Origin of the sequence: Phreatobacter sp. (assembly GCF_016793595.1) — a bacterium.
GTDB lineage: Bacteria > Pseudomonadota > Alphaproteobacteria > Rhizobiales > Phreatobacteraceae > Phreatobacter.
The window spans coordinates 167,333-185,294 of the sequence record NZ_JAEULY010000015.1; the positions used below are offsets into that span (position 1 = coordinate 167,333).

Sequence of the window (17,962 nt, forward strand, 5' to 3'; positions counted from 1 at the left end):
TCGCCAGACTCAGGTGACGATGGTCGCGGCCTTCTGGGCGAAACGGCCGTCGAAGGATTTGGCGATGATATCGGCCGAGACGTTGGCCATCTCCGCATCCAGCGCCTTCAGCATGTCGAAGACCGACTTCATGCCGTCCTGCGCCATGATGCCGGTCTTGGAATAGGCATCCTTCGAGGCCTGAACGGCCTTGATGTAGAGCGCCTTGTCGCCGAGGTGATACTGCTCCGGCACGGCGTCGGCGACCTCGGCGGGCGAAGCCTTGTCGATCCAGCGCAGCGCCTTGTAGAGACCGTTGACGGCAGCCTGCGTGGTGTTGGGGTTCTTCTCGATGAAGTCCTGACGCAGATAGAGGCAGGCGGCCGGATTGGACGCGCCGAACAGGGCGCGGGTGCCGGCCTCGGTGCGGGTGTCGATCAAGGTCACCACGTCGCCATCCGCCTCCAGCTTGGCGATGACCGGGTCGAGGTGGGAGATCACGTCGATCTCCCCGCGCTTCATGGCCGCGACCGCGCTGGCGCCGCCGCCGATGCCGATGAAGCTGGCATCGCTCGCCTTGAGGCCGGCCTTGGCCATGGCATGGACGGCGGTGATGAAGGTGGACGAACCCGGCGCGGTGACGCCGATCTTCAGGCCCTTGAAGTCGGCCGGCGACTTGACCTTGTCGGCGATCGCCTTGCGCACCGCGATGACGATGGTGGGAAAGCGCAGGATCTCGATGGTCGAGCGGATGTCCTGCCCCTTGGCCTGCATGCGCAGCGTGTGTTCGTAAGCGCCAGCCACGAGGTCGACCGAGCCGCCGACCAGCGCCTGTAGCGAACGCGCGCCGCCGGCGAAGTCGTTGATCTCCATGTCGAGGCCGAAATCCTTGAAGAAGCCGCGGCGCTCGGCGATCGTCAGCGGCAGATAGTAGAGGAGCTGCTTGCCGCCGACGCCGAGCGTCACCTTCGGCTTTTCCAGCGCGCCTTGAGCGAAGGCCGGGCCCGGAAGACCCGCCAGCCCCGCGCCCGCGCCGATGAGCGAAAGTACCTGCCTGCGATCCATGTCGTCCTCCACGTTTTTCACGGCGCGCCGGCGGCGCCTGTCGATCAAGTCGTCCTGGTTTCAGACCGTTTTAGTCTCGCCCGGCTTCCAGACAAGCAGCGGCTTCTCGACCAGCGTCACGATGCCGTCGATCAGCATGACGAAACCCATGAGGATGACCATGCCGGCGAAGACGCCGGTGACGTCGAAGACGCCCTCGGCCTGATGGATCAGGTAGCCGAGGCCCGCGGCCGAGCCGAGGTATTCGCCGACCACCGCGCCGACCACGGCGAAGCCGACCGAGGTGTGCAGCGACGAGAACACCCAGGCGAGGGCCGCCGGCCAGTAGACGTGGCGCAGCAGCTGCCGCTCGTTCATGCCGAGCATGCGGGCATTGGCGAGCACCACCTGCGGCACCTCGCGCACGCCCTGATAGACGTTGAAGAAGACGATGAAGAAGACCAGCGTGACGCCGAGCCAGACCTTGGACCAGATGCCGAGGCCGAACCACAGGGCGAAGATCGGCGCGAGGACGACGCGCGGCAGCGCGTTCATCATCTTGACGTAGGGGTCGAAGACGGCGGCAACGAGCGGCTTCCGCGCGAACCAGAAGCCGATGACGATGCCTAAGGTGGCGCCGATGACGAAGGCGAGGATGGTCTCGACCAGCGTGATCCAGAGGTGCCGGTAGACCGAGCCCTCCATGAACATGGAGCCGACGCGCACGATGACGTCGTAGGGCGTCGAGAAGAAGAACCGCATGGTCTTCACGTCGCCGACGACCGGCCAGTTGGTGACGACGTGCCAGAAGGCGAAGATGCCGACCGCGACGAGGATCTGGAGGGCCAGGAGCTTTCCGCGCGAGATGGGCATCAGGCGGCTCCCTGTCCTGCGCCGGCCTTGCCGGGAAGGCCGTAGGTCTTGCGGACCTCGTCGCGCAGGCACGACCAGATTTCCGCATGGAGGCGGTGGAAGGCTGGCTCGGCCCGGACCTCCGCGATGTCGCGCGGGCGCGGCAGGTGGACCGTGAATTCGCCGATGAAGCGGGAGCTCGGGCCGGCCGACATGACCACCACGCGGTCGGAGAGGGCAATGGCCTCGTCGAGATCGTGAGTGACGAACATCACGGCCTTGCGGTCCTGCTGCCAGAGGTCGAGCAGGAGTTCGCTCATGATCAGCCGCGTCTGGGCGTCCAGCGGACCAAAAGGCTCGTCCATCAGCAGGATCTTCGGTTCGCGGACGAGAACCTGCGCCAGCGCCACGCGCTTCTTCTGGCCGCCGGAGAGCTGGTGCGGGTAGCGGTCGCCGAAGGCGGACAAGCCCACCTTCGCGAGCATGGCGCGCGCCTTCTCGTGGGCTTCCCTGCGCGAGACGCCGGCGACTTCCAGACCGATGGCGACATTGTCCTCGGCCGTCTTCCACGGCATCAGCGCGTCCTGCTGGAAGAGATAGCCGGCCTTGGCGTTGAGGCCCGCGAGGCGCTCGCCGAAAATGTCGCAGGTGCCGGACGACGGCGGCATGAGGCCGGCGGCGATGTTCAGGAGGGTCGACTTGCCGCAGCCGGTCGGGCCGAGCAGGGCCACGAACTCGCCGTCGCGGACGGAGAGATCGACGGGCTGAACCGCTTCGTATTTCCCGCCGCCCGCCAAAGCGTATGCGACCGAAACACCCTTGAGGTGTACGGCAGTGCTCACATTGCCTCCCGGCTTGTCCGTCGGGAGCCCGGCGGCAAGGCTACGCTCCCTGTTGCGGGGAAGACTACCGGCCGGAGCCCGGCTTGAGAAGTGAGCCGGCGTCGCAGCCGTGTCAGCCCCGCTCAGCCGCGACCTTGACGATGGCGGCGCGCAGTTCGGGAATGCCCTCGCCCTTGCGGCTGGAGGTCGCGATGATCTCGGGGAAGGCGGCCGCGCGCTTCTTCAGCGCCTCGAGCGTCGCGGCGACGAGCGCCCTGAGCTCGGCACCGGAGATCTGGTCGGCCTTCGTCAGCACGACCTGATAGGACACGGCCGCGCTGCCGAGCGCGTCCAGCACCTCCGCATCCACCGGCTTCAGCCCGTGGCGGGCATCGACCAGCACGTAGACGCGGGCGAGGTTCTGCCGGCCGCGCAGATAGTCATGGATGACGCGCGTCCAGGCCTTCACCTTCGCCTCGGGCGCGGCGGCAAAGCCGTAGCCCGGCATGTCGACGAGCACGATGCCGGGATTGGCCGGCCCCTCGACATGGAAGAAGTTCAGCTCCTGGGTGCGGCCGGGCGTGTTCGAGGTGCGCGCGAGGCTGTTCTGGCCGACCAGCGCATTGATCAGGCTCGACTTGCCGACATTGGAGCGGCCGGCGAAGGCGACCTCGACACCCGCCATCGGCGGCAGGTGCTTCATGTCCGGCGTGCCGCGCCAGAATGTCCAGGGCCGGGCGAAGATGAGCCGGCCCGCCTCGATCGGGTCGGCGGTCATCGTCTAGTCCCCTGGTTCAGCGGTCAGGCCGCCGGCTTGGCGGGTCCGGCGCCGAACATCGAACGGAGATTGTCCCACAATTCGATCTTCACGCCGTACTTGCGCATGATGATGCCCTGCTGGAGCACCGAGAGGAGATTGTTCCACGCCCAGTAGATGACGAGGCCCGCCGGGAACGAGGCCAGCATGAAGGTGAACAGGATCGGCATCCACTTGAAGAACACCGCCTGGATCGGGTCCGTCGGAGCCGGGTTCATCTGCATCTGGACCCACATCGTGATGCCCATGATGATCGGCCAGACGCCGATCAGCAGGAAGGCCGGCACGGTGAAGGGAATCAGGCCGAACAGGTTGAAGATCGAGGTCGGATCGGGAGCCGAAAGGTCCTGGATCCAGCCGAAGAACGGCGCCTGCCGCATCTCGATGGTGATGAACAGCACCTTGTAGAGGGCGAAGAACACCGGGATCTGGATCAGGATCGGCCAGCAGCCCGCCAGCGGATTGATCTTCTCGCGCTTGTAGAGCGCCATCAGCTCCTGCTGCTGCTTCATCTTGTCTTCCGCGAACCGGTCGCGGATCGCCATCATTTCCGGCTGCACCTTCTTCATCATGGTGATGGAGGCGTAGCTCTTGTTGGCGAGCGGGAAGAACAGGCCCTTGATCAGCAGCGTGACCAGCAGGATGGCGATGCCGAAATTGCCGGTCTGGATGAAGATCCAGTCCATGACGACGAAGAGCGGCTTGGTGATGAAATAGAACCAGCCCCAGTCGATCAGGCGGTCGAACCGGTCGACCTTGAAGGCCGAGGCATAGCCGTCGACGACACTGACTTCCTTGGCGCCGGCGAACAGGCGCGTCGTGGTCTCGTGGGTCGCGCCGGGCGCAACGGTCGCGGCGGGCGCGAGGAAGTCGGTCTGGAAGCTCTTGGTCGTGCCCGACTGGAAGAACTTGAAGGCGGCGTCGGTCTCCAGCGCCTGATCCGGGATCAGCGCGGCGGCCCAGTACTTGTCGGTGATGCCGAGCCAGGCACCGCGCGCCTTGAAGGCCTGCGTCTTGGCACTCTCGATGGCGGAATAGCCGACTTCCTGCAAACCCTTGTCGCCGAAGACGCCGATCAGGCCCTCGTGCAGGATGTAATAGCCGGAGGTCTGCGGCACGCCATGGCGGGAGATGAGGCCGTAGGCGTGCAGCGTCACCGGCGCGCCGCCGGCATTGATGACCGCATCCTTCACCGTCACCATGTAGTTGGCGTCGATCTCGAAGGTGCGGCGGAAGGTCAGGCCCTGGCCATTGTCCCAGGTGATCACGACCGGCGCGCCGGGGGCGAGCTTGCCGGTTCCCTGCTGGGTCCAGACGGTCTGGGCGTTCGGGACGGCGGTGCCGGCATTGGCGACGCCGACATAGCCGAACTCGGCATAGAACGGATGCTGGTGGTGGACCGGATCGATCGGCGAGCCGGCCGGCGCGAAGAGCACGACATGCGCACTGTTGCGCGCGGTGGTCTCGCGGTAGCCGGTCAGGACGATGTCGTCCAGGCGGCCGCCGACGAGGTTGATCGAGCCGGTGATCCGCGGCGTCTCGATGCCGACGCGGGGGGTCGCGGCGAGGATCGCCTCGCGGGTCTGGCCGCCGGCAGGCGCCGGAGCCACGGCGCCGGGAGCGGCGGGCGCGGTCGAGGCCGCGCCGGGGGCCGGCGCGCCCGGAGCCGCCGGCGTGGTCGACGGAGCCTGGCCGGGCTGGGCCGGGCGCGGCTGCTGGGCCTGCTGTTGCGCCTGCTGCTGACGCTGGCGCTCCATCTGGGGCATGCCGACGAAATACTGCCAGCCGACGAGAACGAGGATCGAAAGGACGATCGCGAGAATGTAGTTGCGGTTGTCAGCCATCGGTCTGTCGGCAGGAGGTCAGGACGGGGCGCCGGCCGGGTGGCGCGGCGGGCGGGGAACCGAGGCCCGGCGCAGGGCGTCGGCGAGATCGGTCATGAGAGTGTCGAACGGACGGTCGAGCGCGTTGCGGTTCAGGACCAGCACATAATCCGAGCCCGGGGCGGCGCAAGGCGCGGCACCAAGCCGCACGGCCTCCTTGAGGCGGCGGCGCATGCGGTTGCGCTCGACGGCGCCACCGGTCTTCTTGGTGACGGTGAAGCCGAAGCGCGGCGGCAGGTCGTCGCCGCGGCGGCGCTCCTGCAACACGAAAGCCGCCGTTGCGACACGGCGGCCCTTGGAACAGGCAACGAAGTCGGCGCGGCGAACGAGGCGGCGGGGTGTCGTCGAACTTGTCATCCGCACCTCCCGCCGTGTCCGGGCCGGACCCACGATCACGGGATCGCGGACCTGCCCAGGTTCTGCCCTATCGCGCTGTCTTCACGCAGACAGGCGCTTGCGGCCCCGCGCGCGGCGGGCGGCGAGGACGCGCTGGCCGCCCTTGGTCGCCATACGGGCACGGAAGCCGTGGCGGCGCTTGCGGACGAGCTTGGACGGCTGGTAGGTGCGTTTCACGGGACGTCTCCGCGCGTATCTGGATCAATCGATCAATGGGGTTTCAGGAACGGCCTGCAGGCGGCGAACCCTCAAAAGGCTCACGCGCTCGGGCGCGGGCCGCTCCCAAGTCGGCGCGGGTTATGGCCGCGCTTCCACCAAAAGTCAACGCGGAATGGCCGGGAGCGACAAAGCACCCGGCCGATGGCGGCTTCAGGTCAGCGGAATCCCGGAGACATGGGCGCGGAAAGCCGGGCGTTCGCCGATGGCGGCATACCAGCGGTCGAGATTGGCGTAGGCGGGGCTTTCCGGGACCAGCGCCTTGTAGCGGAAGGCCATGACGCCCATGGGAATATCGGCCACCGAGAAGGTGTTGCCGACAACGTAGAGATGACCGGCGAGGTGAGCGTCCAGAACCTTCATGGCCGCGATGGCGGACATCTTGGCCGCATCGATCGCCGCCATGTTGCGCTTGTCCGGGTCCGTGCGCACGAGGCCGAGGAAGACCGGGCCGACCGCCGCGCCGAGCTCGGTCTGCTGCCAGTCCATCCACATGTCGACCCGCGCCTGATCCGCCAGCGCGGTCGGCATCAGGCGTCCATGCTTGCGGGCGAGGTGACGGCAGATGGCATTGGATTCCCACAGGATGGCACCATCGTCCTCGGCGGTCGGAATCTTGCCGTTCGGGTTCATCGCCCGGTAGTGCGGTTCATCGACGATCCCGAACTGGCGGCCGGCCTCGACGCGCTCATGGGGAACGCCGAGTTCGCCGATGCACCACATGACCTTCTGCACGTTGGACGAATTGTTCCGTCCCCAGACCTTCAGCATGGATCGTTCCTATCGCTGGCATGTCGGGCAATAGAACGTCGATCTGTTCGACTGCACGATGCGGCGAACAATGGTCCCGCAACCCGGCGTCGCGCAAGCCTCGCCTTCGCGGTCGTAGACGCGGAAACGGTGCTGGAAATAGCCGAGCTCGCCCGAGGGCTGGGCATGGTCGCGCAGGGACGAGCCTCCGGCCTCGATGGCCTCGGCGATCACCTCGCGGATGACCGGCACCAGCCGCTCCAGCCGCGCGGTCGGCGCACCGGCCTTGGTGACCAGCGTGCCGGCGGCGCGCTGCGGCGACAGGCCGGAACGAAAGAGCGCCTCGCAGACATAGATATTGCCGAGGCCGGCGATGATCGACTGGTCGAGCAGCGCCGCCTTCAGTGGCGCCGCCTTGCCGCGGAAAGCCTCAGCCAGATGCTCGGCCGAGAGTGCGTTGCCGACCGGTTCGACGCCGAGGTGGGCGAAAAGCGCGTGGTCGGCCAGTTCCGCGCGCGGGATCATCAGCATGAAGCCGAAGCGGCGCGGATCGTTGTAGGTGACCGTCGCGCCGGACGAGAGGCGCAGCACGACATGATCGTGAGCGGAATCGCGCGAACGCTCGTGGTGGAACTCGCCGACGACACCCTGCTCGATGCGGAACGAACCGGACATGCCGAGATGCATGACCAGTACGTCGCCCTGGTCGAGATCGGCCAGCAGATATTTGGAGCGGCGGCCGAGCGCCTCGACGCGCCGGCCGGTCAGCCGTTCGCCGAAGCGCTCGGGGAAGGGAAAGCGCAGGTCGGGGCGGCGGATGTCGGCGCCCAGGATGGTCGCACCCTCCATGACCGGGGCGAGACCCCGGCGCACCGTTTCGACCTCGGGGAGTTCGGGCATCGGTCAACCATCCGGTGAGGCCGCGGGAAACCGGCGGCGATCCCCACATAGCGCCGGGGAACCGGTTCCGCTATGGTCCGGCCGAATTGCAGGGTCGGTCCATGTCAGCAGCCTCCTCCACCACCGATTTCGGCTTCCGCCGCGTCGATCTCGACGCCAAGCAGGGGCTGGTGGACGACGTGTTCCACAAGGTGGCCGGCCGCTACGACCTGATGAACGACCTGATGTCGGCGGGGCTGCACCGCGTCTGGAAGGACGTCATGGTGACGCGGCTCGGCGTGCCGAAGGCGCGCGCCTTCCACCATCTCGACGTTGCCGGCGGCACCGGCGATGTCGCCTTCAAGGTGGTCGGCGCGGGCACGCGGGCAGACGCGACCGTCTGCGACATCAATGCCGAAATGCTGAAGGTCGGCCGCGACCGCGCCGCCAAGCGCGGCCTGTCGGAGCGCGTCGAGTTCGTGCAGGGCAATGCCGAGGAACTGCCGTTCCCGAGCCGCTCGTTCGACGGCTACACGATCGCTTTCGGCATCCGCAACGTGCCGCGTATCCAGAAGGCGCTCGACGAGGCCTATCGCGTGCTCCGGCCCGGCGGGCGGCTGCTGGTGCTGGAATTCTCGCCGGACGTCGTTCCGGGTCTCGACCGGGTTTATGACGCCTATTCGTTCAGCGTCATTCCGCCGATGGGGCGGATGGTGACGGGCGATGCCGAGCCCTACCAGTATCTGGTGGAGTCGATCCGCAAGTTTCCGCGCAACGAGGCTTTCGCCGGCATGATCGAGAAGGCGGGTTTTGCGCGCGTCGCGGTGACGCCGATGACCGGGGGCATTGCCTGCCTCTCCGGCGGCTGGAAGATCTAGAGCATGATCCCGAAAAGTGGGAACCGGTTTTCGGAGATGATCATGCTCAGCCAAGAATCCAGCGGGCGAGCCGCCCCGTGATACCGACCCTCGTCCATGCCGCGCGCCTCGCCCGGGCGGGCTTCGTCTTCGCCCGCGAAGGCGTGTTCGGCCTCGTCGACCCGCAGGTGCTGCCGCCCGCCGCCCGTCTCGGCCTCAAGCTGGCGCGGCTCGTCGAGCGGCGCGGCACGGGCACGCGCGCCGACCGGCTGACCGCCGCCCTCACCCGCCTCGGGCCGACCTATGTGAAACTCGGCCAGTTCCTGTCGACCCGGCCGGACGTCGTCGGCGCGGCGATTGCCACCGATCTGGAAGCGCTGCAGGACAAGGTGCCGCCCTTCGACGCGAAGGAGGCCGAGCGGATCGTCGCGGAGACACTGGGCGCGCCGCTCGATGCGCTGTTCGTCTCGTTCGGCCCGCCGATTGCCGCCGCCTCCATCGCGCAGGTCCATCGCGCCACGGTGAAGGACGGCGACAGCCTGCGCGATGTCGCGGTGAAGGTGCTGCGCCCGCGCGTCGCCGACCGTTTCCGGGCCGACCTCTCCGACTACTATTTCGCGGCGCGCCTCGCCGAGCGCTTCGCGCCGGAGAGCCGACGGCTGAAGCCGGTCGGCATCGTCGACACTCTGGCGCGCTCCATGGCCATCGAACTGGACCTCCGGCTGGAGGCCGCGGCCGCCTCCGAAATGGCCGAGCGGACCAGGGACGACCCCGGCTTCCGCGTGCCGGTCGTTGACTGGAACCGCACGGGCAAAAGCGTTCTGACCACGGAATGGATCGAGGGCATCCGCCTCGGCGACCGGGCGGGGCTGGCGGCGGCGGGCATCGATCCGCGCGCGCTCGGGCAGACGGTGATCCAGAGCTTCCTGCGCCACGCGCTCCGCGACGGCTTCTTCCACGCCGACATGCACCAGGGCAACCTGTTCGCGGACGCGGCCGGCAATCTCGTCGCGGTCGATTTCGGCATTATGGGCCGGATCGGCCCGAAGGAGCGGCGCTTCCTCGCGGAAATCCTGCTCGGCTTCATCACCAAGCAGTATCGCCGCGTGGCGGAGGTGCATTTCGAGGCCGGCTATGTGCCGGCCCACCATTCCATCGACGAGTTCGCGCAGGCGATCCGCGCCATCGGCGAGCCGATCCATTCGCGCACAGCCGACCAGATCTCGATGGCGCACCTCCTGTCGCTGCTGTTCGAGGTGACCGGCATCTTCGACATGAAGACGCGCACCGAGCTGATCCTCCTGCAGAAGACCATGGTGGTGGTCGAGGGCGTCGCGCGCTCGCTCGATCCTCGCCTCGACATCTGGACCAGTTCGGAGCCGGTGGTGCGCGAATGGATCACGCGCAACCTCGGGCCGGTCGGGCGGATCGAGGAGGTCGGCGAGGGCGCGCGTTCGCTGGCCAAGATCGTCGGCGAGGCCCCGGCCCTGCTCGGCCGCGCCGCCATGCTGTCGGAGCGGATCGACGACCTGACCCGCGAGGGCTTCGTGCTGGCGCCGGAATCGCTCAAGGGCATCGGCGAGGCCGAGGCGCGGCGGAACCGCTGGTCGACCGTGGCGCTGTGGGTGATCGCCGCGCTGCTGGCGGCGAACCTGATCTGGGGTTGAAGGCGACCCGCCACCGCCAAACCTGTATAGTCGCGCCATGGCACAGACGCTTACGCCCGATTCCGCCGTCGATCGCCTCGAACAGCTCTATGACGAGGCGACCGCCGCGCTCCGCTCCGCGCTGGAGCGTTATCTTTCAGGTGGGCAGCCGCCATCCCCGGAGGAGCGCGCCCGCTTCGTCTATCCCGAGCTTGCCGTCACCCACGCCCCGGACCGCGCCGCGCCGCGTAACCGGCGGGCCTATGCCAAGTTCTCCCAGCCCGGCCTCTACACGACGACGGTGACGCAGCCCGGCTTCTTCCGGCGCTACCTGCTGGACCAGTTGCGCCCGCTCGTCTCCGAATATGGCGCGACGCTGGACGTGCGCCCCAGCACGCAGGAAATCCCCTACCCCTACGTGCTCGACGGCGTCGACGAACTGGCCGCCGGCGGCCGGAGCCCGTCGGAGCTCGCGCGGCACTTCCCCTCGCCGCTTCTGTCGCTGGTCGGCGACGAGGTGGCCGACGGCACATTCGACGGACTGCCGAACGGCGCGCGGCCGCTGTCGCTGTTCGACGCCGTGCGCGCGGACTATTCGCTGCGGCGGCTGGTCCATTACACCGGCACGGACTGGCGGGCGGTGCAGCCGTGGATCCTGCTGACCAACTATCACCGCTATGTCGACCAGTTCGTCGCCTGGGGCGCCGAGGAGATCGCCGCCGGCCGGGCGCTGCGGCTCACCGCGCCGGGCGGCCAGACCATCGACGCGTCCAGTCTCGAAGGTGGCGTGGCGCGCGTCGCCGCCTCCGCCTGGCATCGCTATCAGATGCCGGCCTACCACCTGGAGCGGCAGGGCACGGCGGGTGTGACGCTGGTCAATATCGGCGTCGGCCCATCCAACGCCAAGAACATCACCGACCATCTCGCGGTGTTGCGGCCCCATTGCTGGCTGATGATCGGCCATTGCGGCGGCCTGAGGCAGGCGCAGGAGATCGGCGACTACGTGCTGGCCCACGCCTATCTCAGGCGCGACCACATTCTCGACGCGCTGGTGCCGCCGCAGATCCCGATTCCGGCGCTGGCGGAAATCCAGACCGCCCTGCAGGAGGCCTGCGCGGCCGTCACCGGGGCATCGGGCGACGCGCTGAAGCACCGCCTGCGGACCGGGACGGTGGTCACCAACGACGACCGCAACTGGGAACTGCGCTACACGCAGGAGGCGCGGCTGTTCAACCTGTCGCGCGCCATCGCCGTGGACATGGAGAGCGGCACCATCGCCGCGCAGGGCTATCGGTTGCGCGTGCCCTACGGAACGCTGCTCTGCGTTTCCGACAAGCCGCTGCACGGCGAGATCAAGCTGCCGGGCGCGGCCAGCGCCTTTTATGCCAACGCGGTCGCCCAGCACCTGCTGGTCGGGCTCGACGCGGTCGAGCGGCTGAAGCGCACCGGCGGCGCCATCCATTCGCGCAAGCTGCGCAGCTTCGACGAGCCGCCATTCCGCTAGAAGGCCAGCCAGCCGACCGGCCTGCCACTCGACGGCCTTGAAAGGCCGCCGCAAACCCTTACCTTCGCGCCACCCCGAACCGTGCCGAATGCCGGCATGGTCCGGGTCGTTTTTGTCGCATGCTGTTTCCGGAAAACCGGTTCCCATTTTTCCGCAGCATGCTCTAGCGGGCGCGCCACATGCTCACCGGCAAGCGTATCCTTCTCGTCATCGGCGGCGGCATCGCGGCCTACAAGTCGCTGGAACTGATCCGGCGGCTGCAGGATCGCGGTGCGAAGGTGCGCGCGATCCTGACCAGGGCCGGCACCGAATTCGTCACGCCACTGTCGGTCGGCTCGCTGACCGGCGACAAGGTGTTCCAGGAGCTGTTCTCGCTGACCGACGAGAACGAGATGGGTCATATCGAGCTGTCGCGCGACGCTGATCTTCTGGTCGTCGCGCCGGCGACCGCCGACCTGATGGCCAAGATGGCCAACGGCCATTCCAACGACCTCGCCTCGACAGCGCTGCTCGCCACCGACAAGCGCGTGCTGATCGCGCCCGCCATGAATGTCAGGATGTGGCTGCATCCGGCGACACAGCGCAATCTCGCGACGCTGCGCGGCGACGGGGTCAGCGTCGTCGGGCCGAATGACGGCTCCATGGCCTGCGGCGAGTTCGGCGCAGGCCGCATGGCCGAGGTGCCCGAGATCATCGCCGCCATCGAGGCGATGATGGCGAACCCGGCGGTGAGCCACCCGCTCAAGGGTCGCAAGGTTGTCGTCACGTCTGGCCCGACGCGCGAGGCCATCGACCCCGTGCGCTATATCTCCAACCATTCCTCCGGCAAGCAGGGACACGCCATCGCCAGGGCGGCGGCCGAGGCCGGCGCGGATGTGACGCTGGTGACCGGCCCGGTTGCGATCGCCGATCCGGTCGGGGTCAACGTCGTGCATGTCGAGAGCGCGCGCGACATGCTGGCGGCTGTCGAGAAGGCCCTGCCCGCCGCCATCGCGGTGTTCGCGGCGGCGGTCGCCGACTGGCGTGTCGCCGATGTCGCGGGGGGCAAGATCAAGAAGGGCGCCGGCGGCCCGCCAAGCCTCGCCTTCGTCGAGAATCCCGACATCCTCGCGACCGTCGCGGGGCTCAAGGCGGAACGGCCGGACCTCGTCGTTGGCTTTGCCGCCGAGACCGACAATGTCATCGACAATGCCCGCGCCAAGCTCGCCCGCAAGGGCTGCGACCTGATCGTCGCCAACGACGTCGCAACCGGCACGGGCACGTTCGGTGGCGATGCCAACACCGTCCATCTGGTGACGCCTGACGGCGTCGAGACCTGGGCGCGCCAGTCCAAGGACGAGGTGGCGCGCGCGCTGGTGGCGCGGCTCGCCGAGAGGATCGCCGGCAAATGACCGGACAGAGCGCATGAGCAGCAGGCTTTCCATCCCCGTTCAGCGCCTGCCACATGGCGAGGGCCTGCCGTTGCCCGCAGCGCAGACGGAACATGCCGCCGGCATGGATCTTGTCGCGGCGCTGCCGGAAGGCGAACCGCTGGTGCTGAAGCCCCTTGCCCGCGCGGCCGTGCCGACCGGCCTCGCCATGGCGATCCCCCCCGGCTACGAGGGGCAGGTGCGGCCGCGATCCGGACTTGCTCTGAAGCACGGCATCACCGTGGCCAATGCGCCCGGCACGATCGACGCCGACTATCGCGGCGAGGTGAAAGTCATCCTGATCAATCTCGGCGAGGCTCCGGTGACCATCGCCCGCGGCGAGCGGATCGCCCAGCTGGTCATCGCCCCGGTCACCGCCGCGGAGCTGATTGTCTCTCCCGACCTGCCTGAGACCCAGCGTGGTATCAGCGGATTCGGTTCAACCGGTAGTTGAGAAAAATATCCCCTGCGTTGTAGACAGGGGGCACATGCACCAGATACTCCTTCTGCCCAATACCGATCTGTGATTTGCTGCGGATGGGTGAGCGACGTCGCCCATCAGGTCGAGGACATCATGCCGATCCTGTCGCGTCGTGGCCGGCTGGCGATTGCCGCCGTTGTCGATATTGCGCTGCACGCGGTCTCGGGACCCGTCGCAGCCAAGGCTCTGGCTGCCCGCCAGAACCTGCCTCCGCGCCATCTCGAGCCGTTGCTGCAAGCGCTTGTCCGCAGCGGCATCCTCAAGGGCCTGAGGGGGCCGCGCGGCGGCTATGATCTCGCGCGCGAGCGCAGATCCATCACCTGCGGCGAGATCGTCCGCGCGACGGTGGAGATGGCGGACGACGAGTTCGATACGATTTCGCCACTCGTGTCGGCCGTGGTGGTGCCGGCGGTGGAGGCCGCCGAGCGCACCTATTTCGCGCAGCTCGACCGGATCACCATCTCGGAACTCTGCGCGGCGGCGTCGGAGAACCTCGCGGATTCGCCGAACCTCCAGTACGAAACGGCCTGACGGCTCAGCCCGCGCCGACGCGGGCGAGGCGTTCCAGCGCGCCGTCGAGCGTCTCGTCGCGCTTGGCGAAGCAGAAGCGCACGACCGAGGTCACCGGCGTCTCGGCGTAGAAGGCCGAGACGGGAATGGCCGCGACACCGTGCTGCTGGACGAGGCTCTTGCAGAAGGCGACATCGTCGGAAATGCCGGCCGGCGCCAGATCGATATTGATGAAATAGGTCGCCGCGCTCGGCAGCACGTCGAAACCGCAGCGGACGAGGCCCGCCTGGAAACGGTCGCGGGCGCGCTGCAGGTCGGCACGCATGCCGTCGAAATAGCCGGTGTCCTTGCCGAGGCCATAGGCGACGGCGGCCTGAAGATTCGGCGGCGTCGTGAAGGTCAAGAACTGATGGGCCTTGGCCAGCACGCGCATGATGGCGGGCGCGGCGGCGACAAAGCCGACTTTCCAGCCGGTCAGCGAGAAGATCTTCCCGGCCGACCCGATCTTGACCGAGCGCTCGCGCAGGCCGGGAACGTTGAGCACCGAAACGTGCCTGTGGCCGTCGAACACGACATGCTCCCAGACCTCGTCGGAAATGACGGTGGCGCCGAAGCGCTCGCAGAAGCGGCCGAGCAGCGCGAGGTCTTCGGTCGGGGTGACGGACGCCGCCGGATTGAGCGGGTTGTTCAACAGGACCACGCGCGTCTTCGGCGAGAAGACGGCGGCAAGATCTTCCTCCGTGAAGCGCCAGTGTGGCGGGCGCAGCGTCACGAAGCGCGGCACGCCGCCCGCCCTGCGGACCAGCGGCAGATAGGCATCGTACATGGGCTGGAACAGCACGACTTCGTCGCCCGGCTCGATCAGCGCGAACAGCGCGCCGGCAATGGCCTCGGTCGCGCCCGAGGTAATCATCACCTCCTGCGCCGGGTCGAGCGTCAGGTTCTGATGGAGGCCATAGTGGGTGGCGACCGCCTGCCGGAGCTCGGGCAGGCCCATCATCGGCGGATACTGGTTCCAGCCGGAAATGACCGCCTCCGCCGCCTTTTCGCGCACATCGGCAGGGCCGGGATCGTCGGGAAAGCCCTGACCGAGATTGATCGCCCCGGTCTCGCGCGCGAGCTGCGACATGACCTCGAAGACGGTGGTGGGCAGGTCGGCGAAAATCGGATTCATCGCGCACCGCAATGTCACGCGTTCGCTTCAACGAACGATATGATCGATATGCCGAAGCGCCTCGTCAGTGTCAAACCGTCACGGCGACGAAGGTCATGCGGTGCGGCGTCAGGCCGAGATTCGGCAAATGGCGTTCGGCCGCAAAGCCGTGGCGGGCCAGGAGCGCAATCATCTCCGCCGACGAATAGGTCGACAGTCCCAGTTCGCCACGCAGCTTGCGGTAGGGCGAGACGGCGGTGGCCGCGAGGCCAGCGATGGCGGAGAGGAAGAAGCCGCCACGCGAAGCGTTCCGGAGCAGCGAGGCGACGTCCGCAACGATCCCCGCATCCGGCGGGATTACGTCGGCGATGACCAGGCGGCCGCCCGGCTTCAGCTTGGCGCGGAAACGGTCGAGCAGGGCCTCCAGATCGGCAGGGGACAGGTACTGGATCAGCGATGAGACGACGATCAGGTCGGCGCCGCCGTCCGCCAGCACGCCGTCGAGTTCCTCGGGCAGGGCGCAGGCGATCTTCGGTTCCGAGGCGAACCGCTCGCGCAGCTTCGCGACGACGGACGGTGCCCCGTCACAGAGGACGAGACGCCCGACAGCCCCAGCGACACGGCCTGCCTCCAACGCCTCGCCGCAGGCATAATCGAGCAGGACCGCCTGCCGGTCCGCGCCCATCAGCCGCAGGTGGTCGAGGATACCGTCCGCAATGGAGCGGTAATGCAGGTCCTTGTGCCGGTCGCTGACATAGATGGCGTGCTCGCCATCCCAGAAGGAGCGCCAGTCGGCCATCAGTGCGAGTGACCCGTCAGGCGGTCCTGCAACGCCAGCAGGACGCCGGAGGTCACGAAGACGACGTGGATGCCGACCAGCCACATCATCTCCCGGTCCGACATGGCGCCGACATTCATGAAGGCCTTGAGCAGATGGATCGCCGAAATGGCGACGATGGAGGCGAGCAGTTTCAGCTTCAGCGCGGAGAAGTCGATCGTGCCCATCCATTCCGGCCGGTCGCGGGCCGTGATGTGCTCCATTTTCGACACGAAATTCTCCCAGCCGGAGAACACCACCATGATGACGAGGTTCGCGGCCAGCGACAGGTCGATCAGCGTCAGCACGCCGAGGATCACGTCGGCTTCCTTGGCGGTCGGCACCTTGATGATGAACGCGACGAGATCGCGGACGAAGACGACCATCAGCGCCGCCAGCCCGAGCATCAGCCCGATATAGAACGGCGCCATCAGCCAGCGGCCGGCGAAGATCGCCCGTTCGATGCCGGCCTCGAAGCGTTCGGGCCGGGTTTCGGGGGTCTGGGGTTCGGTCATCGGAAATCCTTGCGAAGCGCTGCGCCTGTCGCCGCGCGCCGGCCTATTCTCCCTCGCCGAAACGGTCGGCGAGCAATGCCGCGAGCGCATCGACGACCTCGGTGGCCTCGGCGCCGCTGGCGCGGACGGTGACGGACGTGCCGATCGCCGCCGCGAGCATCATCAGGCCCATGATCGATGAACCATCCACCGTCTCGCCGCAGCGCGACACCTTCACCGAGGCGTCGAACCGGTCGACGCAGGCGACAAACTTGGCCGAGGCGCGCGCATGCAGCCCCCGCTTGTTGGTGATCGGCAGTTCGCGCAGCACCTCGCCGGGCGTTGCGGGCGCATCGGGGGAGAACGCGGCGCTATCGTCCGCCATTGCGGTCATTTCCTCTGCCTGACGGCGCGATTGCAGCAGCTTCTGGCCGCCTGAGCGATGCGGCGCGCCAGTCTAACCGTGATTTTCGCACGATCTCAATGGCCTGCCAGCACGCGGCTCGCGATATTGATGTATTTCCGGCCGGCTTCCTGCGCGTGCAGCACCGCTTCCTGAAGCGGCTTTTCAGTGCGCACCGTCGCGAGCTTGACCAGCATCGGCAGATTGATGCCGGCAATGACCTCCACCGGGCGCCCGCTCATCACCGATATGGCGAGATTGGAGGGCGTGCCGCCGAACATGTCGGTGAGGACGGCCACGCCGTCGCCGCTATCGACCTGATCGACAGCGGCGATGATGTCGCGGCGGCGCTGATCCATGTCGTCGCTCGGGCCGATGGCGATGGTCTCGACCTGCTTCTGCGGTCCGACCACATGCTCCATCGCATGGCGAAACTCGACGGCCAACTGACCATGCGTGACGATGACGAGACCGATCATCCGGCACTCCGCGCGCCGAACCATGCGCGCCTGACCACGAAAGAGAGCGGAATGTTCACCATGTAGCGGGCCGGCGCAAGGGCATGTTCACAGACGATAGGCTGGTTAGTGCGGCGCAGCAACAGGGAGTGGAAATCCAGCCAGCCACTGGCATCGCGCAAGAATCGCCCGAACCACCGCGGCACCGGCGGCAACCGGTTGACGCGGCAAAGTGACGCCTGCGAGCACGGTGGAAAGCGTCCCGGGCTCCGGCATGCGGTCGGCGTCCGGAGCATCGAGGTCGACGACCAGCCCGGCGACGGCGAGCGGTTCATGGGCCAGTTTCCGGATGCCGAGGCCGCGGACTTCCAGCAGTCCGGCAAGAGGCGCGGGAGCCCGCACGAGAAGCCGGTCATGGGCGGCCTCGAGCTCCACGCGGTCGTCGGCGACGAGCCGGGCGACCGGCGGCAAGGTTCCGCCGAAACGGTCGAGGAGGTCGAGAACGAGGCGCGACTTGCCCGAGCCCGACGGCCCGCGCACGAGAATGGCCCGGGCGCCGACCAGCACGGCACTGGCATGGATGGTCGCCATGG

General features: G+C 67.7%; 21 protein-coding genes. 6 read left to right on the forward strand and 15 right to left on the reverse strand.

The genetic code is table 11. The features are described from left to right. Nucleotides 1-9: 9 nt before the first annotated feature. The 9 genes from JNK84_RS15740 to mutM all read right to left on the reverse strand — a co-directional run bounded on the left by JNK84_RS15740 (nucleotide 10) and on the right by mutM (nucleotide 7,658). On the reverse strand, nucleotides 10-1,044 hold the full coding sequence (locus JNK84_RS15740; RefSeq protein WP_293425499.1) for an ABC transporter substrate-binding protein: 1,035 nt from the start codon (nucleotides 1,042-1,044) through the stop codon (nucleotides 10-12). 60 nt (nucleotides 1,045-1,104) lie between these two features. Further along, entirely contained in the window at nucleotides 1,105-1,890 is a 786-nt protein-coding gene (locus tag JNK84_RS15745; protein WP_293425919.1) for an ABC transporter permease, read from the reverse strand. Between the two features lie 5 nt (nucleotides 1,891-1,895). After that, nucleotides 1,896-2,717 carry an ABC transporter ATP-binding protein gene (locus JNK84_RS15750; RefSeq protein WP_293425501.1) on the reverse strand — a complete coding sequence of 274 codons (822 nt, stop codon included), beginning with the start codon at nucleotides 2,715-2,717 and terminating at the stop codon, nucleotides 1,896-1,898. Nucleotides 2,718-2,829: 112 nt separating this feature from the next. After that, nucleotides 2,830-3,474, reverse strand: coding sequence for a ribosome biogenesis GTP-binding protein YihA/YsxC (gene yihA, locus JNK84_RS15755; RefSeq protein ID WP_293425503.1), 645 nt, complete (start codon nucleotides 3,472-3,474; stop codon nucleotides 2,830-2,832). 23 nt (nucleotides 3,475-3,497) lie between these two features. Then, nucleotides 3,498-5,357 (reverse strand): membrane protein insertase YidC, encoded by a 1,860-nt coding sequence (gene yidC, locus JNK84_RS15760; protein WP_293425505.1) that lies wholly within the window; start codon nucleotides 5,355-5,357, stop codon nucleotides 3,498-3,500. An 18-nt stretch (nucleotides 5,358-5,375) separates the two neighbouring features. Beyond that, nucleotides 5,376-5,753, reverse strand: a complete 378-nt coding sequence (gene rnpA, locus JNK84_RS15765; protein WP_293425507.1) for a ribonuclease P protein component — start codon at nucleotides 5,751-5,753, stop codon at nucleotides 5,376-5,378. 81 nt (nucleotides 5,754-5,834) lie between these two features. Next, nucleotides 5,835-5,969: a 50S ribosomal protein L34 gene (gene rpmH, locus JNK84_RS15770; RefSeq protein WP_038305233.1), complete on the reverse strand. Its 135-nt coding sequence runs from the start codon at nucleotides 5,967-5,969 to the stop codon at nucleotides 5,835-5,837. Nucleotides 5,970-6,161: 192 nt separating this feature from the next. After that, nucleotides 6,162-6,779, reverse strand: coding sequence for a glutathione S-transferase family protein (locus JNK84_RS15775; protein WP_293425513.1), 618 nt, complete (start codon nucleotides 6,777-6,779; stop codon nucleotides 6,162-6,164). 9 nt (nucleotides 6,780-6,788) lie between these two features. Continuing rightward, on the reverse strand, nucleotides 6,789-7,658 hold the full coding sequence (gene mutM / locus JNK84_RS15780) for a bifunctional DNA-formamidopyrimidine glycosylase/DNA-(apurinic or apyrimidinic site) lyase (RefSeq protein WP_293425515.1): 870 nt from the start codon (nucleotides 7,656-7,658) through the stop codon (nucleotides 6,789-6,791). Nucleotides 7,659-7,759: 101 nt separating this feature from the next. Between mutM and ubiE the strand changes: the two genes are divergently transcribed. The 6 genes from ubiE to JNK84_RS15810 all read left to right on the forward strand — a co-directional run bounded on the left by ubiE (nucleotide 7,760) and on the right by JNK84_RS15810 (nucleotide 14,065). Beyond that, on the forward strand, nucleotides 7,760-8,515 hold the full coding sequence (gene ubiE, locus JNK84_RS15785; RefSeq protein ID WP_293425516.1) for a bifunctional demethylmenaquinone methyltransferase/2-methoxy-6-polyprenyl-1,4-benzoquinol methylase UbiE: 756 nt from the start codon (nucleotides 7,760-7,762) through the stop codon (nucleotides 8,513-8,515). A 77-nt stretch (nucleotides 8,516-8,592) separates the two neighbouring features. After that, a complete protein-coding gene (gene ubiB / locus JNK84_RS15790; protein ID WP_293425518.1) occupies nucleotides 8,593-10,161 on the forward strand; it encodes a 2-polyprenylphenol 6-hydroxylase in 1,569 nt (522 codons plus the stop codon). A gap of 37 nt (nucleotides 10,162-10,198) precedes the next feature. After that, nucleotides 10,199-11,644, forward strand: coding sequence for an AMP nucleosidase (locus JNK84_RS15795; protein ID WP_293425520.1), 1,446 nt, complete (start codon nucleotides 10,199-10,201; stop codon nucleotides 11,642-11,644). A gap of 179 nt (nucleotides 11,645-11,823) precedes the next feature. Further along, entirely contained in the window at nucleotides 11,824-13,035 is a 1,212-nt protein-coding gene (gene coaBC / locus JNK84_RS15800; protein ID WP_293425522.1) for a bifunctional phosphopantothenoylcysteine decarboxylase/phosphopantothenate--cysteine ligase CoaBC, read from the forward strand. A 13-nt stretch (nucleotides 13,036-13,048) separates the two neighbouring features. Beyond that, the gene (dut, locus tag JNK84_RS15805; protein WP_293425524.1) at nucleotides 13,049-13,507 is read left to right on the forward strand and encodes a dUTP diphosphatase; all 459 of its coding nucleotides are present in this window, start codon (nucleotides 13,049-13,051) and stop codon (nucleotides 13,505-13,507) included. A 120-nt stretch (nucleotides 13,508-13,627) separates the two neighbouring features. After that, a complete protein-coding gene (locus JNK84_RS15810) occupies nucleotides 13,628-14,065 on the forward strand; it encodes an Rrf2 family transcriptional regulator (protein ID WP_293425921.1) in 438 nt (145 codons plus the stop codon). Between the two features lie 4 nt (nucleotides 14,066-14,069). On the opposite strand, the gene JNK84_RS15815 is transcribed toward JNK84_RS15810, so the two are convergent. The 6 genes from JNK84_RS15815 to JNK84_RS15840 all read right to left on the reverse strand — a co-directional run bounded on the left by JNK84_RS15815 (nucleotide 14,070) and on the right by JNK84_RS15840 (nucleotide 17,960). Then, entirely contained in the window at nucleotides 14,070-15,218 is a 1,149-nt protein-coding gene (locus JNK84_RS15815; RefSeq protein WP_293425525.1) for an aminotransferase, read from the reverse strand. 70 nt (nucleotides 15,219-15,288) lie between these two features. Continuing rightward, nucleotides 15,289-15,996: a class I SAM-dependent methyltransferase gene (locus JNK84_RS15820; RefSeq protein ID WP_293425527.1), complete on the reverse strand. Its 708-nt coding sequence runs from the start codon at nucleotides 15,994-15,996 to the stop codon at nucleotides 15,289-15,291. After that, the gene (locus JNK84_RS15825) at nucleotides 15,996-16,529 is read right to left on the reverse strand and encodes a TIGR00645 family protein (RefSeq protein WP_293425529.1); all 534 of its coding nucleotides are present in this window, start codon (nucleotides 16,527-16,529) and stop codon (nucleotides 15,996-15,998) included. The genes JNK84_RS15820 and JNK84_RS15825 overlap by 1 nt, the downstream gene beginning before the upstream one ends. Before the next feature lie 43 nt (nucleotides 16,530-16,572). Beyond that, nucleotides 16,573-16,893: an HPr family phosphocarrier protein gene (locus JNK84_RS15830; protein ID WP_293425531.1), complete on the reverse strand. Its 321-nt coding sequence runs from the start codon at nucleotides 16,891-16,893 to the stop codon at nucleotides 16,573-16,575. 95 nt (nucleotides 16,894-16,988) lie between these two features. Continuing rightward, a complete protein-coding gene (locus JNK84_RS15835; RefSeq protein ID WP_293425533.1) occupies nucleotides 16,989-17,390 on the reverse strand; it encodes a PTS sugar transporter subunit IIA in 402 nt (133 codons plus the stop codon). 105 nt (nucleotides 17,391-17,495) lie between these two features. Further along, nucleotides 17,496-17,960, reverse strand: a complete 465-nt coding sequence (locus JNK84_RS15840; protein WP_293425535.1) for an HPr kinase/phosphorylase — start codon at nucleotides 17,958-17,960, stop codon at nucleotides 17,496-17,498. Nucleotides 17,961-17,962: the final 2 nt, after the last annotated feature.

Coding starts and splice junctions, on each gene's coding strand:
- JNK84_RS15815 (WP_293425525.1), bottom strand. CDS start 15,218: ATGAATCCGATTTTCGCCGACCTGCCCACCACCGTCTTCGAGGTCATG.
- coaBC (WP_293425522.1), top strand. CDS start 11,824: ATGCTCACCGGCAAGCGTATCCTTCTCGTCATCGGCGGCGGCATCGCG.
- JNK84_RS15795 (WP_293425520.1), top strand. CDS start 10,199: ATGGCACAGACGCTTACGCCCGATTCCGCCGTCGATCGCCTCGAACAG.
- JNK84_RS15830 (WP_293425531.1), bottom strand. CDS start 16,893: ATGGCGGACGATAGCGCCGCGTTCTCCCCCGATGCGCCCGCAACGCCC.
- dut (WP_293425524.1), top strand. CDS start 13,049: ATGAGCAGCAGGCTTTCCATCCCCGTTCAGCGCCTGCCACATGGCGAG.
- ubiE (WP_293425516.1), top strand. CDS start 7,760: ATGTCAGCAGCCTCCTCCACCACCGATTTCGGCTTCCGCCGCGTCGAT.
- mutM (WP_293425515.1), bottom strand. CDS start 7,658: ATGCCCGAACTCCCCGAGGTCGAAACGGTGCGCCGGGGTCTCGCCCCG.
- rnpA (WP_293425507.1), bottom strand. CDS start 5,753: ATGACAAGTTCGACGACACCCCGCCGCCTCGTTCGCCGCGCCGACTTC.
- JNK84_RS15810 (WP_293425921.1), top strand. CDS start 13,628: ATGCCGATCCTGTCGCGTCGTGGCCGGCTGGCGATTGCCGCCGTTGTC.
- JNK84_RS15840 (WP_293425535.1), bottom strand. CDS start 17,960: ATGGCGACCATCCATGCCAGTGCCGTGCTGGTCGGCGCCCGGGCCATT.
- JNK84_RS15820 (WP_293425527.1), bottom strand. CDS start 15,996: ATGGCCGACTGGCGCTCCTTCTGGGATGGCGAGCACGCCATCTATGTC.
- JNK84_RS15825 (WP_293425529.1), bottom strand. CDS start 16,529: ATGACCGAACCCCAGACCCCCGAAACCCGGCCCGAACGCTTCGAGGCC.
- JNK84_RS15775 (WP_293425513.1), bottom strand. CDS start 6,779: ATGCTGAAGGTCTGGGGACGGAACAATTCGTCCAACGTGCAGAAGGTC.
- JNK84_RS15740 (WP_293425499.1), bottom strand. CDS start 1,044: ATGGATCGCAGGCAGGTACTTTCGCTCATCGGCGCGGGCGCGGGGCTG.
- yihA (WP_293425503.1), bottom strand. CDS start 3,474: ATGACCGCCGACCCGATCGAGGCGGGCCGGCTCATCTTCGCCCGGCCC.
- JNK84_RS15835 (WP_293425533.1), bottom strand. CDS start 17,390: ATGATCGGTCTCGTCATCGTCACGCATGGTCAGTTGGCCGTCGAGTTT.
- yidC (WP_293425505.1), bottom strand. CDS start 5,357: ATGGCTGACAACCGCAACTACATTCTCGCGATCGTCCTTTCGATCCTC.